This is a genomic window from Inquilinus sp. OTU3971, from assembly GCF_038440215.1.
Genome location: NZ_JASATH010000197.1, coordinates 1 through 15,043 on the forward strand (window position 1 = coordinate 1; position 15,043 = coordinate 15,043).

Below are 15,043 nucleotides of genomic sequence, written 5' to 3' on the forward strand. Positions count from 1 at the left end.
GGATGTAGCCCTGCTCCGCGGCCTGGCGGTACAGGCGAACCGCCGCGGCCTCGCTGCGCTCGACGCCGCGCCCATCCTGGTACATGTAGCCGAGATAAGTCTGGCCGCGGTCGTAGCCCTGGGCGGCCGACAGGCGGTACCAGCGCACCGCCTCGGCATCGTCCTGGGCCACCCCGGCGCCGTCCCGGTACATGTCGCCGAGATAGGCCTGGCCGCGGGCGTTGCCCTGCTCGGCGGCCAGCCGGTACCAGCGGACCGCCTCGGCGAGGTCCCGGTCGATGCCGTCGCCGGCCTCGTAGCGGTAGCCGAGCCGGATCTGCGCCTCGACATCCCCCGAGTCGGCGGCCAGGCGCAGCCCGCGCAGCTCCGCCTCGGGGCCTGCCGTGGTGATGGCCAGGATCTCGGAGTTGCCCGGGCCCTCGGGAATGAGGGACGACGGGGAGGCCAGGGCCGCCGGCGATGCCAGCATCAGCCCGAGCACGAAACCTTGAATGCGCATCTCAAATGGCGGTGCGTGAAATCCCCCTGTTCACCTCCATCCTCATCGAAACCGGCCCCGCTGTCGATGGGCGATCGTTTCGGGGGCGATCGATTCCGCGCTACGCCTTCCGCTCCGGTGCGCTGTCCGCCCAGCGGGCCATCAGGGTGTTGGAGGGCAGGCTTTCGTCGACCAGCTTCTTCGCCGTCTCGACCCCCGCCACCGGCAGGCCCTTCGGGTCCAAGAGGCCGATCTGCACCAGCACCGAGGCCTGGTCCCAGTAGATGTGCTCGTTGTACAGCTTGTCGCCGCGGAAGCGGACGATCGCGACCAGCGGGATCTCGACGTAACGCCCGGTGGGCGGGATGCCGGGCAGCATCCAGTCGATCTCGACGTCATGGGTGAAGCAGAACAGCATCTCGTCGACCAGCCGGTCGACCCCGACGGTGCGGCTGATCGGGATCAGCTTCGTGTCGGCCGGCGTCTTCGGGATGAAGTGGTTGGCGTAGAAGCGGTACAGGTCGTCCTGGCCGACGCCGCCGGTCATGGTCGGGATGTGGTTGACATAGGGCTGGGCCACCATCGTCGCCATGGTGGCGCGGGCGTCGCGTGTGGCGAATTCCAGCGTGGTGTGCCGCTCCCACAGCGCCGGCAGGTCGTAATGCGGGCCCAGCGCGGCGCGGAACACGGCCAGGCTGCGGGAATGGGCCATCAGCGAGGCCGGCTTGTCGTAGGCCGCCCGGGCCGGCACGTTGAAGCCGTGATCGGCGCCCGGATAGACGAAGATCTGCACGTCCTCGCGCCCGGCGAAGGCGGTGGCGATCGCCTCGCGCACCGGCGGCGGCAGGTGACGGTCCTTCTCGGGGCAATGGAACACCATCGGGCAGCGGATGGCGCCGGCCTCGCCCAGCAGCGGCTCCATCCCGGTGCCGTAATAGCTGACCGCGGCGTCGACATGGCTGCGCGCGGCGGTCAGATAGGCCAGGCGCCCGCCCAGGCAGAAGCCCAGCGCGCCGACCTTGCCGCGGCATTCCGGCAGCCGCCGCAGCGTCGCCAGTGCGGCGGTGCAATCGGCCACGGCGCGGTCGATGTCGAGGCGGGCCAGAAGCTCGCGGGCGCGGGCTATTTCGGCATCGCCATAGCCGAGGTCGACCTTCGGCTCCAGCCGCCAGAACAGGTCCGGCGCCAGCACCACATAGCCTTCCTCGGCATAGAGGTCGGCGACCGCCCGCAGATGAGCGTTGACGCCGAAGATCTCCTGCAGCAGCAGGATGCCGGGGCCGGAACCGCTTGCCGGCACCGCGACATAGCCCTGGAACCGGCCGCCGTCATCGGCCGTGATGTCGACCCACCTGCTGGTCATCGTTGAACTCCGCTGGCTCCGGATGCGGCGGGGCCCTTCTTTGGAGCCGTGGCGTCGGGGCGCCGTCCGCGGTTATACTTTAAACTTAAAGCAGATCAGGTGGCCACCGGCCGTGTTCAGGACAGCAGCAGAATGATCGATGCCGAGACCGCGGTCACCGACCGGCCCAAGGACCATCGCGTCGAGCTGCGGCTGTGGCTGCGACTGCTGACCTGCACCACCATGATCGAGCGCGAGGTCCGGCGCCGCCTGGCCGAGAGCTTCGACACCACCCTGCCGCGCTTCGACCTGATGGCCCAGCTGTACAAGATGCGCCAGGGGCTGACGCTCGGCGAGCTCAGCCAGCGGCTGATGGTCTCGAACGGCAACATGACCGGGCTGGTCGAGCGGCTGGTCGAAGGCGGGCTGGTGGCGCGCGAGCAATCGCAGGCGGACCGGCGCAAGCACGTCATCCGCCTGACCGAGGAGGGCGAGCGCCAGTTCGCCGCCATGGCCGCGGCGCATGGCGACTGGGTGGCCGAGATGACGGCCGGGCTCGGGACCGGCGAGATCGAGCGGCTGATGGAGCTGCTCGGCCGCACCAAGGTGTCGGTCGCCGACGCAACGCGGCCGCGGGGGCGGAGCAAGGCCGAGTAGCCCGGCCCCGCCCAGCGGATCAGGCCGTCCGCGCCAATCGCGGCGCCACGGCCAGGTTGACTGCGACCGCGACCGCGATGTTGGCCGCCAGCGCCAGCAGCCCGGCATAGACCGTGACCGTGCTGCCGCCGAAGCTCAGCGCGTGCAGCGGCTTCAGCCCGTCCTGCCAGACGATCCAGCTGCCGCCGAAGAAGCCGACCGCCCAGCCGGCCAGCAGCGCCGGCGCCCGGAACCAGCCGACATAGAGCCCGAACACCAGGGCCGGCAGGGTCTGCAGGATCCACACGCCGCCGAGCAGTTGCAGGTCGAGCGCGAACTGGGTCGGCAGGAACACGATCACCAGCAGCGCGCCGACCTTGACCACCAGCGAGGTGAGCTTGGCCACCTGCGCCTCCCCGGCATGGCTGATTCCGGGGTCGACATAGGCCTTCCAGAAGTTGCGGGTGAACAGGTTGGCGGCGCCGATGCTCATCACCGCCGCCGGCACCAGGGCGCCGATGGCGATGGCGGCGAAGGCGAAGCCGGCGAACCAGCTCGGGAACAGCGTCTGGAACAGCGCCGGCACCACGTCGTTCGGGCTGGCGACGTTGAGATGCGCGGCGTGGCCCATATAGCCGAGCAGGGCCAGGAGGCCGAGCAGCAGGGTATAGGCCGGCAGCAGGGCCGCGTTCTTGCGGATGGTGTTGGCGCTGGCCGAGGCGAAGATGCCGGTCAGGGTGTGCGGATACATGAAGGCGGCGAGGGCCGAGCCCAGTGCCAGTGTGGCATAGGCCACCATCTGGCTGTCGCCCAGCAGCAGCCCGCCCGTGCCCTTGGCCTTGAAGGCGTCGTCGGCCGCCTGGAACACCGCGCCGTAGCCGCCCAGCTCCCAGGGGATCAGCGCCACCGCGGCCAGCACCGCGATGTAGATCATGATGTCCTTGACGAAGGCGATCAGCGCCGGCGCCCTCAGGCCCGCGGAATAGGTGTACAGCGCCAGGATGACGAAGGCGATCGCCAGCGGCAGCTCGCCGGTCAGGCCCAGCGCCTTGATCACCGCGGCCATGCCGACCAGCTGCAGCGCGATGTAGGGCATGACGGCGAGGACGCCGGTGATGGCCACCGCCAGCTCCAGCCCGCGCGAGCCGTACTGGCCGAACACCACGTCGCCGGCGGTGACGTAGCCATGCTCCTTCGCCCGCTTCCACAGCTTCGGCATCACCAGGAAGACGAAGGGATAGACGATGATGGTGTAGGGCAGGGCGAAGAAGCCGTAGGCGCCGACGGCGTAGACCAGCGCCGGCACCGCGATCACGGTGTAGGCGGTGTAGAAGTCGCCGCCGACCAGGAACCAGGTGACCCAGGTGCCGAACTTCCGGCCGCCCAGCCCCCATTCGTCGATATGGGCCAGCGTTTCGCCCCGCTTCCAGCGGGCGGCCATGAAGCCCATGACGGTGACCAGGATGAAGAAGAAGGCGAAGACGGCGAGCGCAACGACATCCAGCTCAGTCGTCATGGCGCACGCTCCGATAGGCGATCCAGATGATCAGCGCGGTCAGCGGCACCCAGGCGAACTGGTACCAGTAGAAGAACGGGAAGCCCAGGATCTCCGGCTCCCGCGCATTGTAGAACGGCACCCACAGGAGCCCGATATAGGGCAGGAGCAGCAGCCACAGCACGGGCCGCCGGGAACGCTCACGCATGGCAAATCCTTCCGTCGCGGGCCCGGAGTCCCCGGCCCGATTGCCGGCCAACCTGCCATCGTCCCTGGATATGTTAACCCGAATAAAGGCATGGCGGCATTGCCGGGAGACGAACCTGGTCCCGGTCCTGAAGGGATTTGTGGTCGAGGCGCGGGCTACCGGCTGGTCGAGAGCAGCAGCTTCCCTGCGAACAGGCCCATCAGACCGGCGAAGACGTAGTCCAGGGCGCGCGTGACCCGCCGATTCGTCCTGCAGGCCGCCATGAATCGCTCCGCGCTGAAGATGATCACCCCGCACACCAAGGCCCCGACGGCGATGAAGAGCAGGCTCAGGAACAGCATCTTTCCGGATGCCTGCGGATCGTCCGGGCCGACGAATTGCGGCAGGAAGGTGAGGAAGAACATCACGATCTTCGGGTTGAGCAGGTTGATCGCCACCCCGCCGAGATAGGTGCGGAGAGCGCTGTTCCCGCCGTTGTCTGGTCCCGTCGTCGGAAGCGTCGTGCCATGCCGGATCGCCTGCAGGCCCAGCCACAGCAGATAGCCGCAACCGACGATCTTCAAGGTCATGAAGGCCGCGGCCGACGATGCCAGGAGCGTCGAGAGGCCGAGCGCGGCCATCAAGGCATGGCACAGAAGGCCGGTCAGGGCCCCAAGCAGGGCCAGAAAGCCCAGGCGCCGCCCGCCCCGCGCCGTGCGTCCAAGGAAGAACGCCATATCCGGGCCTGGAGTGATCGCGAGCACGGCGCTCGCCGCGACAAAGCCGATGAGGAGGGGAAGAGTCGGCAGGATGTCCAACAGAGCCCCCATGGTGAGCAATGGGCGGGACCGGATTTGCGGCGACCACGATGACGCGACGGGTCACGTGCAGCAAGCGGTCGGATCAGCCTCTCTCTCCTTCTTTCTGGCCGGCGCGGCCTATTCAGCGCCGGCCGAAGCGCCCCGCTTCGGCGGCGACTGCTCGACCAGCAGCGGCCGCAGGATCCGGCCGAGCCAGTGCTGCAGGTCGTCCATCACGGTGTAGAACACCGGCACATAGACCAGGCTGAGCGCGGTGGAGGACACCAGCCCGCCGATCACCGCGATCGCCATCGGCGCGCGGGATTCGGCGTCGGCTCCGATGCCCAGCGCGATCGGCAGCATGCCGGCGGCCATGGCGATCGAGGTCATCACGATCGGCCGGGCGCGCTTGGTCGCGGCGTCGATCAGTGCGGTGCCGCGGTCCAGCCCGCCGCGCTGCGCCAGGATCGCGTACTCCACCAGCAGGATCGAATTCTTGGCGGCAATGCCGAGCAGCATCAGGAGGCCGATGAAGGCCGAGATCGCCATCGCATGGCCGCTGATCAGCAGGAAGCCGAGCGCGCCGCCGATCGACAGCGGCAGCGCGACCAGGATGGTGACGGGCTGGACGAAGCCGCGGAACAGCAGCACCAGCGTCACATACATCAGGAACACGCCGGCCGTGACGGCCATGGCGAAGCCGCGCATCAGCTCCTGCAGCCGCTCCTGATCGCCGCGCTTCAGCTCGGTGACGCCGGCGGGCAGGTGCTGCATGGCCGGCAGCCGGGCGATCCGCTGCGTCGCCTCGCCGAGCGCGATGCCGGCCAGTTCCGCCTCGATCGTGGCGCTGCGGCTGCGGTCGACGCGGGTGATGCTGTTCGGCCCGGCGCCGTGCTCGATCGTGGCCACCGCGCCCAGCGGCACGGTGGCGTTGCTGCCCTTGACCGGCAGGTCGGCGATCACCGCCGGGTCGTCGAGCGCGTCGTCGGCCAAGGTGACCAGGATCGAGATCTGGCGGTCACCGAGATTGTATTTCGGCAGGTTCTGGTCGGCATCGCCGACGGTGGCGACGCTGACGGCCGAGGCGATGGTCTGCGGCGTCACCCCGGCCTCCGCCGCCCGGGCGGTGTCGGGGGTGACGATGATCTCCGGCCGGGCGATGGTCTCGGTCGATTCGACATTGGCCAGGCCGGGCACGCCGCGCATCTCGCGCAGCAGGGATTCGCTCGCCGCCTGCAGCGCCGCCTGGTCGTCGCCGGCCAGGGTGACCGAGACCTTGGCGCCGGACTGGCCGTCGGCGCCGAACTGGATGCGGATGCCGGGGATGCCCTGCAGCAGCCGCGAGGCGCGGGCCTCGAACTGCTGCTGGGTGACGCTGCGCTCGGCCCGCGGCGCCAGGTTGACCGTCAGGGTGGCGGAGCGCACCTCGCCCGCGGCCTTGGTGCCCGGTCCCTGGCCGGCGGTGGTCGAGCTGCCGATCGCGGCGAAGACGCTCGCCACCTCCGGCTCCTGCTTCAGCCGGCGCGAGATCTCCACCACCGCCGCATCGGTCTCGGCCAGGGTGGCGCCGGGCGCCAGCTCCACCGTGGCGATCGAGCGGCCGCGGTCGGTCGCCGGCATGAACTCGGTCGACAGCTGCGACGCCAGCGCCAGCGAGCCGACGAAGAAGGCGGCGCCGAGGCCGAGCGTGATCCAGCGGTGCCGCAGCGCCAGCCGCAGCAGCCAGAGATAGGCCGGCACCCAGCGCGGCGTGTCCTCCTCATGCCCGCCGGCGCGGATCAGATAGGCGCCCATCAGCGGCGTCAGCATGCGCGCGACGACCAGCGAGAACGCCACCGAGACGCAGGTGGCGACGGCGAAGTCCGTGAAGATCTGGCCCGGGATGCCGGGCATGAAGGCGCAGGGCAGGAACACCGCGATGATCGTGCCGGTGGTGGCGACGACGGCCAGGCCGATCTCGTCCGCCGCCTCCATCGCGGCGTCGAAGGCGCGCTTGCCGCTCTGCCGCATGTGCCGGACGATGTTCTCGATCTCGACGATGGCGTCGTCGACCAGGATGCCGACGACCAGCGACAGCGCCAGCAGGGTGATGGTGTTGAGCGAGATGTCGAACAGCGCCATTACCGCGAAGGTCGGGATCAGCGACAGCGGCAGCGCGACCGAGGAGACCAGCGTCGCCCGGATGTCGCGCAGGAACAGCCAGACCACGCCGATGGCGAGCAGGGCGCCGAGCCACAGCGCCTCCAGCGCCGCGTCGTAGCTCTCGAGCACGAAGCCGGAGGAGGAGGTCACCTCCTGGACCCTCAGGTCGGGGCGGGCGGCGGCGATCTCGGCAACCTTGGCGCGCACCGCCTTGGTGACGTCGATCTCGCTCGACCCCACGGTGCGGTAGACGCCGAAGGCGACGACCTCGCGGCCGTCCAGCCGGGCGCGCTGGCGCGGCATGTCCCAGCTGTCCTCGACCGTGCCGAGGTCGCCGAGCCGGACCTCGCGGCCGTCGGCCAGCGGGATCCGGGCCTCGGCCAGCGCCTCGACCGAGCCGGCGCTGCCCAGGGTGCGGATCGACTGCTCGCGCTCGCTGCGCCCGACCCGGCCGCCGGGCTGGTTGACGTTGGTCTCGGCCAGGGTTTGGCTGACCTCGCTGGCGGTGACGCCGAGCGCGCGCAGCCGGTCGGGGTCGAGCCGCACCCGGATCATCCGGTCGACGCCGCCGGAGCGTTCGATCTTGGACACGCCGTCGACCCCCAGCAGCGCCTTGGCGATGTCGTTGTCGACGGTCCAGCTCAGCTGGTCGGGGCTCATCGCCGGGGCGTCGACGACGAAGGTGACGATCGTCCCGCCGGTGACGTCGACCCGCTCGATCACCGGCGTCCGGGCGGCTGCGGGCAGGTCGGCCTCGATGCCCGACACCGCGTTGCGCACGTCGTTGGTGGCGCGGTCGATATCGGTGCCGAAGGTGAACTGGACGGTGGTGACCGAGCTGCCCTCGCTGACCGAGGAGGAGATGTCGTCGATACGGCCGATGCCGGCGACGGCGTTCTCGACGATCCGGGTGACCTGGGTCTCCAGCTCGGTCGGCGCCGCGCCCAGCTGGGTCACCGTCACCGTGACCGTCGGCAGGTCGATGTCCGGCATGTTGTTGGTGCGCAGCTCGGCGAAGCCGAAGAGGCCGCCCGCGGCCAGCATCAGGAACAGGACGATGGTCGGGACCGGGTTGCGGATCGACCAGGAGGAGATCGCGTTCACCGACCGGACTCCGTCAGGGTCTCGGCGATCCGGACGCGGCTGCCGTCGTCGAGGAAGCCGGCGCCGGCGGTGACCACACGCTCGCCTTGCGCCAGCCCGTCCTCGATCGTCACCCTGCCGGCGCCGCGGCTGCCGGTGCGCACGGGGCGCAGCCGGGCGGCACCGTCGGCATCGACGGTGAAGACCTGCGGCTGGCCCTGGCGCCACACCAGCGCCGCCTCCGGCACGGTCAGCCCATCGCCGCCCTCGACCGCGATCGAAACCCGGGCGAACATCCCGGCCTTCAGCGCGGTGCCGGCCGGCAGGTCGGCATAGACGGTGCCGAGCCGGGTGGTGGCATCGACCTTCTCGGCTGCCGCCCGCACCGTTGCCGGCGTCACGGCCCCGGCGGCATCGGTCACCGACACCGCTTGGCCCGGCCGGATCGCGGCCAGGTCGCGCTCCGGCACCCGGGCCTGGACCTCCAGGCGGCCGTCGCGGATCAGCTGCACCAGCTCGGTTCCGCTCTGCACCACGGTGCCGAGCACGGCCGGCTTCGCCGCGACGACGCCGGCGACCGGGGCGGTGATCCGGGTCTGTTCGAGTTGCACCTGCAGCGCCTGCAGCGCCGCCTGGGCCTGGGCCAGGGCGGCCCGGCTGGTCCGGGCCGTGGCGGCGTTCTGGTCCGCCGTCTCCTGGCTGATCGCCTTAGCCGCCAGCATCCGGCGGGACCGGGCGGCGACCAATTCGGCATTGTCCAGGGTCGCCTGGGCCTGGTCGATCGCCGCCTGCTGCTCGGCGATCTGCGCCTGCAGCGCGCGGTCGTCCAGCCGGGCCAGGAGCTGCCCCTGCGCGACGCGGTCGCCCTCCTGCACCGGGATCTCGACGATGGCCAGGCCGCTCAGCTCGGCGCTGACCGTCAGCTCCTGCCAGGCGGCAACGTTGCCGGTGGCCGAGACGGCGCGGGCCAGCCGCTCCGCCCGCGCCGGCTCGACGCTGACGGCCAGGGCGACCGGTGCCTCGGAGGCCGAGGCCTCCTCCGCCGGCTTCGGGTCGCGGCAGGCGGCAAGGGCCAGGAGGAGGGCGGGCAGGAGGCGGAAGAGATTTCGGGTCCGGGGCATAAGGGTGTCGGGTGCTCGGCCGCACGAGGCGGCGATGGGCCCCGGACAGTACGGCGCGACCATTGCTGCGGTTGGTCCGCAGGTTTCCCGATGCAAACGCAGGGGCTGGTTTCGTGTCGCGGTGTTGCTGCCGCGGTCCCGGCAACGTTCGGTTGCGAAAAGTTCAGCTCTTCAGCCGGTACCCGGTCCTGAAGATCCAGGCCACGACGGCCAGGCAGACCGCCAGAAAGCCCAGGGTCATGGCCAGGCTGACGGCGACGTTGACGTCGGCGATCCCGTAGAAGCTCCAGCGGAAGCCGCTGATCAGGTAGACCACGGGGTTGAACAGGGCCACGGTCTGCCAGAAGGGGGGCAGCATCGAGATCGAGTAGAAGCTGCCGCCCAGGAAGGTCAGCGGCGTGATGATCAAAAGCGGGATCACCTGCAGCTTCTCGAACCCGTCGGCCCAGATGCCGATGATGAAGCCGAACAGGCTGAAGGTGACGGCGGTCAGCACCAGGAACAGCAGCATCCAGAACGGGTGGAGGATCTGCAGCGGCACGAACAGCCCGGCCGTCGCCAGGATGATGGCGCCGAGGATGATCGATTTGGTGGCGGCCGCCCCGACATAGGCCACCACGATCTCGAGATAGGAGACCGGCGCCGACAGCAGCTCGTAGATCGTGCCGATGAATTTCGGGAAATAGATGCCCATCGAGGCGTTGGAGATGCTCTGCGTCAGCAGCGACAGCATGATCAGGCCGGGCACGATGAAGGCGCCGTAACCGACCCCGTCGATCTGCTCGATGCGCGAGCCCAGGGCCGCGCCGAAGACGACGAAGTACAGCGAGGTCGAGATCACCGGCGACAGGATGCTCTGCATCAGGGTGCGGCCGGTGCGCGCCATCTCGGACATATAGATCGCGCGGATCGCGTGGAGGTTCATCGCCGTTCGCTCACCAGGCTGACGAAGATTTCCTCCAGCGAGCTCTGGCTGGTGCGGAGGTCCTTGAACCGGATGCCGGCATCGGCGACGGCCTGCATCACCGCGGTGATGCCGGTGCGCTCGCCCTGCGAATCGTAGGTGTAGACCAGCTCGGTGCCGTCGGCCGACAGCGACAGCTGATGCGCGGCCAGCGCCTCGGGAAGGGCGTCCAGCGGCGCCTGCAGCTGCAGCGCCAGCTGCTTCTTGCCCAGCTTGCGCATCAGCTCGGCCTTGTCCTCGACCAGGATGATCTCGCCCTTGCGGATCACCCCGATCCGGTCGGCCATCTCCTCGGCCTCGTCGATGTAGTGGGTGGTCAGGATGATGGTCACGCCCTGATCGCGCAGGGCGCGGACCAGCCGCCACATGTCCTGCCGCAGCTCGACATCCACCCCGGCCGTGGGCTCGTCCAGGAACAGGATCTGTGGCTCATGCGCCAGCGCCTTGGCGATCAGCACCCGGCGCTTCATGCCGCCGGACAGCGTCATGATCTTGCTGTCCTTCTTGTCCCACAGCGACAGGTCCTTCAGCACCTTCTCGATATGGGCCGGGTTTGCGGGCTTGCCGAACAGACCGCGGCTGAAGCTGGCGGTGTCCCAGACGGTGGTGAAGGCGTCGGTCGTCAGCTCCTGCGGCACCAGGCCGATGCGGGACCGGGCGGCGCGGTAGTCGCCGACGATGTCGTGGCCGTCCACCGATACCGTCCCGCCGCCGGGCCGGACGATGCCGCAGACGATGTTGATCAGCGTGGTCTTGCCGGCGCCGTTGGGGCCGAGCAGGGCGAAGATCTCGCCGCGCCGGATCTCCAGGTCGACGCTCTTCAGCGCCTGGAAGCCGGAGGCATAGGTCTTCGACAGGTTCGAGATGGTGATGATCGGCGACATGGCGGCGACCATACCCGATGCCGGGGGTGATTCGATGCGGGATCGTGAAGCGGCGGCTGCAATGCCGCCGATGGGCGGAGGTAGCCTTACCGCACCTTGATCACGACCTTGCCCTTCGCCCGGCCGGTTTCGACATAGGCCAGGGCCTCTTTGGTCGCTTCGAACGGAAAGACCCGATCCACGACCGGGCGGATAAGTCCGGCCTCGATGAGAGCGGCGATCTCGCGCAGTTGGTCTCCGTCGGCCCGCATGAACAGGAACGAATAGCTGACGTGACGACGCCGTGCCTCCTTCCTGATCCTGCGGCTCAGGAAGCGCATCACCAGCCCGATGAGCGGGTTCGATCCGATGGATCTCGCAAAATCCGGGTCGGGCGGGCCGGCGATGCCGATCACCTTGCCGCCGGGTTTCAGCACCTGCAGGGACTTCTCGAGAACCGCTCCGCCCTGGGTGTCGAGCACGACATCGAAATCTCTCAGAGTCCTGGCGAAATCGTCCTTCCGGTAGTCGATGACGATGTCGGCGCCGAGCTGTCTCAGCAGATCGGCATTCGCTGCGCTCGCCGTCGTCGCCACGGTCGCGCCGACATGTTTGGCCAGCTGGATGGCGAAGGTGCCCACGCCGCCGGAGCCGGCTTGGATCAGAGCCTTCTGCCCCGCCTTCAGGCCGGCTCTCTCGATCAATGCCTGCCAGACGGTCAGGCCGACGAGGGGGATCGAGGCCGCCTCCTCCATGGTGAGGGATCCCGGCTTCAGCGCCACGTCGGCCTCGTTCATCGCGATATAGTCCGCGAAGGTGCCGATCCGGTTGTGATGCGGCCGGGCGTAGACCTCGTCGCCGACCTTGAAGCGCCGCACCCGGGATCCGACCCGCACCACCACGCCGGCCACGTCGTTGCCCAGGATCAGCGGCAGGCGGAACGGCAGGATCAGCTTGAACTCGCCGCTTCTGATCTTGTTGTCCAGGACGTTCACGCCGGCGGCATGGACCTGGACCAGCACGTCGTCCTCGCGCAGCTCCGGTTCCGGCATCTCGGCGGCCCGCACGCCTTCGGCACGGCCGTAACGATCGACGATGAAGGCCTTCATGACACCATCTTCCTGCCGTTCTCGACTGCGGCTGCGGAGCCTTCGCTCCAGCCGCCAAGTGTTCAGACCGGCAGCCGCATCTGCTGGCGCAGGCTCTTGTCGAACATCCCTGCGGGCACGAACCGGCGCAGCAGGCTGACCTGCCGCGCCCTGTTGCCGGCGGTGTAGCGCCGCCGCGGGCGCGCGTCGGTCACAGCCTTGAGCACTGCGTCGGCCACGACCTTCGGGTCGTCGCCCGTGCTGACCATGTCCTTCATCAATGCGACGGCGTCGGCCCGGGCCCGGTCATATTCCGCCAGCACGGCATCCGGCTCGAGGCCGTTCTGCTCGAAGCCGCTGCGGGTGTTGCCAGGCTCGATCAGCGAGACGCGGATGCCGAAGGCGCGGACCTCATGGTCGAGCGATTCCGAATAGCCTTCGAGCGCGTGCTTGGCCGCCGAATAATGGGCGGAATACGGCGCGGGGATCAGCCCCAGGATCGAGCCGATATTGACGATGCGGCCTTCGCCGCGCCGCCGCATCGGCGGCAGCACCGCGTTGGTCATGCGTATGGTGCCGAACAGATTGACGTCGAACAGGGCGCGGACCTGGGCGATGGAGGATTCCTCGGCGCCGCCGACCAGTCCGACGCCGGCATTGTTGACCAGAAGGTCGATCCGGCCGGTCTGCGCGAGCACCGCCGAAACCAGGCTGCCGACGGAGTCGTCGTCGGTCACGTCGCACGCCAGCATGGTCACGCCGGCCGGGCCGTTGCCGGCCGTCCGGCGGCTTGTCCCGAACACGGTGAATCCAGCCTGTGCCAAGGCCTCGGCGATGGTGCGGCCGATGCCGGAGGCGGCCCCGGTCACGATCGCGGTCTTTCCGGAATATGCGTTCATCGATGCTCCAAAGCCACAAGCCCTGGCCTGTGGCGGTTCATTGCATTACGATCACTTAATCATATGATGATCATAATTCAATGGGCATCGCAAAGGTCAGGTCATGCGCTACGAAAAGGGTCGGAAGGACGCGACGCGTCGGCGGATCACGGAGGTCGCCTCCGAGCGATTCCGGTCCGGCGGCATCGCCGCGTCGGGAGTCGCAAGCATTATGAGCGACGCCGGGCTGACGAACGGCGCCTTCTATCCGCATTTCCACTCCAAGGAGGAGCTTGTCCGCGAAACCGTGGCGGCGGCGCTGGAGGCGCAGTTGGACCAGCTGCGCGACGTCCTGTCCGCCGGCGGGCTGGAGGCGGCCATCGCGGTCTATCTGTCGGCGGAGCACCGGGACAATCCGGCGACCGGCTGTGCGTCGGCGGCGCTGCTGCCGGAGCTTGCGCGCCAGCCGCCGGAGACGCGCAGCCTCTATGCCGAACGCTTCCTTGCCCTGGTGCGCCAGGTGTCGGCGGCTCTGCCGGCGCAGACCCGGGATCCTGAGGGTGTCGTGCTGGGCGTCTTCGCGACGCTTATCGGCGCGCTCCAGCTCGCCCGCGCCGTCGAGGGGAGTGCATTGTCGGATCGCATCCTGGCGGCAGGAGCGGAGGCGGCACGGGGGCTGGTCCAGCCGCCTCCGTGATTGCGGTGAGAGTGCCGGCTGCCGGCGTCAATCCGGGTAGATGCTCGTCAGCCCGCTCAGGTGGTTGTGGTACTGGGAGCCATAGTCCGAAGGGGTGCCGGCTTCGTCGGTGATCAGGCCGATGTTGAAGTCGCTGGTGCCGCAGGTGCCCGGCCAGGTGTTGAAGTTCCAGGCCATGAAGCCCTGCTGCTTGCTCTCGACGAAAGCCCAGAGCCGGTCCAGGTAATCCGTGTCGCAGCTGGCGCCGAAGTGATCGGCCATGCCGAACTCGCCGACGATCAGCGGGACCTGGTCCATCACCGGCCCGACCTCGTCCTCCCAGCACTGCTCGCTGGTGCAGGTCGCGAAGTTGTACTGGTGCCAGGAGGCGACGATGTTGCCCTCGGGGTCGGTCGGCTTGTAGGCCAGCCAGTGGCTCAGGTCGCCGGAGAGCCCGAGCCCGCCGACCATCAGCACGTTCTCCGCCCCGGTGGCGCGCACCGTGTTCACCAGGGTCTGCATGCCGACCGCAGTGTAGGCCGTGCTGGTCTCGACATAGCCCTCGGCGACCTTCACCGAGCAGCTACTGCCGCCGTCGCGCCAGCAGGTCCAGGCCTGGGCGGCGGGCGGGTCGTTGAGGAGATAGGGCTCGTTGTAGAGGTCGAAGATGACTGCGCTGTTGGTCTTGAACGCATTGGCGACGCTGGTCCAGAACGTCACCGAATGGTCCGCGTTCGGCATCGGCTGGAAATTCAGGCCGATGGTCGAGAGCGTGCCCGGCATCGCATAGTGCAGGTCGACGATGACGGCCAGGTTGTTCGCGGTCATCAGGTTGACGTAGTCGATGATGGCCTGCCGATACGGCGCGCCCATATAGGGGGCGTTGGCACTGGTGGCGTTGATGCCCAGCCAGCATTGCTCGTTCAGCGGCACCCGCACGGCATTGGCGTTCCAGGACTTGACCGCGTCGACGAAGGCCTGGTCGCGCGGCGTGGCGTCGTAGCCCTGCACGCATTCGAAGCCGGTGGTGCCGCGATTGACGCCGTGGATGAACAGCGTCTGCCCCTCGCCGTTGAGCAGCTTGTTGCCCTGCACGTGCAGGCCGCTCATCGACACGTCGGACGGGCCGGTGCCCGGCCCGGTCATGGCCAGGTCGTCGAGGTAGAACCGAGGCCCGGCCGCATCCGAATAGTATTTGATCGCCAGGGTATCGATCGTGGTGTTCGCGATGTCGAGATCGGCCAGCGGAACCTCGAACCTGGTCCATTGCCCCGCTGTCATCGGCGCTAG

Annotated in this window: 14 protein-coding genes; 2 read left to right on the forward strand and 12 right to left on the reverse strand. The window is 68.9% G+C overall.

Annotation, left to right across the window (positions count from 1 at the left end):
• Positions 1–499: tetratricopeptide repeat protein (locus tag AAHM41_RS33200; protein WP_342240916.1), on the reverse strand; the 499-nt coding region annotated here is incomplete at its 3' end.
• Positions 500–599: 100 nt separating this feature from the next.
• Positions 600–1,841 (reverse strand): dienelactone hydrolase family protein, encoded by a 1,242-nt coding sequence (locus tag AAHM41_RS33205; RefSeq protein WP_342240917.1) that lies wholly within the window; start codon positions 1,839–1,841, stop codon positions 600–602.
• A gap of 132 nt (positions 1,842–1,973) precedes the next feature.
• On the opposite strand from AAHM41_RS33205, the gene AAHM41_RS33210 reads away from it, so the two are divergent.
• The gene (locus tag AAHM41_RS33210) at positions 1,974–2,477 is read left to right on the forward strand and encodes a MarR family winged helix-turn-helix transcriptional regulator (RefSeq protein WP_342240918.1); all 504 of its coding nucleotides are present in this window, start codon (positions 1,974–1,976) and stop codon (positions 2,475–2,477) included.
• A 19-nt stretch (positions 2,478–2,496) separates the two neighbouring features.
• Here AAHM41_RS33210 and mctP read toward each other — a convergent pair whose 3' ends face one another.
• The 9 genes from mctP to AAHM41_RS33255 all read right to left on the reverse strand — a co-directional run bounded on the left by mctP (position 2,497) and on the right by AAHM41_RS33255 (position 13,098).
• Positions 2,497–3,972, reverse strand: a complete 1,476-nt coding sequence (gene mctP / locus AAHM41_RS33215) for a monocarboxylate uptake permease MctP (RefSeq protein WP_342240919.1) — start codon at positions 3,970–3,972, stop codon at positions 2,497–2,499.
• On the reverse strand, positions 3,962–4,159 hold the full coding sequence (locus tag AAHM41_RS33220) for a DUF3311 domain-containing protein (RefSeq protein WP_342240920.1): 198 nt from the start codon (positions 4,157–4,159) through the stop codon (positions 3,962–3,964). The genes mctP and AAHM41_RS33220 overlap by 11 nt, the downstream gene beginning before the upstream one ends.
• Positions 4,160–4,314: 155 nt before the next feature.
• Positions 4,315–4,956, reverse strand: a complete 642-nt coding sequence (locus tag AAHM41_RS33225) for a LysE family translocator (protein WP_342240921.1) — start codon at positions 4,954–4,956, stop codon at positions 4,315–4,317.
• Between the two features lie 120 nt (positions 4,957–5,076).
• A complete protein-coding gene (locus AAHM41_RS33230; RefSeq protein WP_342240922.1) occupies positions 5,077–8,184 on the reverse strand; it encodes an efflux RND transporter permease subunit in 3,108 nt (1,035 codons plus the stop codon).
• On the reverse strand, positions 8,181–9,284 hold the full coding sequence (locus AAHM41_RS33235; protein ID WP_342240923.1) for an efflux RND transporter periplasmic adaptor subunit: 1,104 nt from the start codon (positions 9,282–9,284) through the stop codon (positions 8,181–8,183). Before AAHM41_RS33235 ends, AAHM41_RS33230 begins: the two co-directional genes overlap by 4 nt.
• A 163-nt stretch (positions 9,285–9,447) precedes the next feature.
• A complete protein-coding gene (locus AAHM41_RS33240; protein WP_342240924.1) occupies positions 9,448–10,209 on the reverse strand; it encodes an ABC transporter permease in 762 nt (253 codons plus the stop codon).
• A complete protein-coding gene (locus AAHM41_RS33245) occupies positions 10,206–11,132 on the reverse strand; it encodes an ABC transporter ATP-binding protein (RefSeq protein ID WP_342240925.1) in 927 nt (308 codons plus the stop codon). Before AAHM41_RS33245 ends, AAHM41_RS33240 begins: the two co-directional genes overlap by 4 nt.
• Before the next feature lie 86 nt (positions 11,133–11,218).
• Positions 11,219–12,220 carry an NADP-dependent oxidoreductase gene (locus AAHM41_RS33250; protein WP_342240926.1) on the reverse strand — a complete coding sequence of 334 codons (1,002 nt, stop codon included), beginning with the start codon at positions 12,218–12,220 and terminating at the stop codon, positions 11,219–11,221.
• Between the two features lie 62 nt (positions 12,221–12,282).
• The gene (locus AAHM41_RS33255) at positions 12,283–13,098 is read right to left on the reverse strand and encodes an oxidoreductase (RefSeq protein WP_342240927.1); all 816 of its coding nucleotides are present in this window, start codon (positions 13,096–13,098) and stop codon (positions 12,283–12,285) included.
• A gap of 103 nt (positions 13,099–13,201) precedes the next feature.
• On the opposite strand from AAHM41_RS33255, the gene AAHM41_RS33260 reads away from it, so the two are divergent.
• Positions 13,202–13,774 (forward strand): TetR/AcrR family transcriptional regulator, encoded by a 573-nt coding sequence (locus tag AAHM41_RS33260; protein WP_342240928.1) that lies wholly within the window; start codon positions 13,202–13,204, stop codon positions 13,772–13,774.
• Positions 13,775–13,801: 27 nt separating this feature from the next.
• Here the strand turns inward: AAHM41_RS33260 and AAHM41_RS33265 are convergent.
• Positions 13,802–15,043 (reverse strand): glycoside hydrolase family 5 protein (locus tag AAHM41_RS33265; protein WP_342240929.1); only part of this gene is annotated, 1,242 nt, incomplete at its 5' end.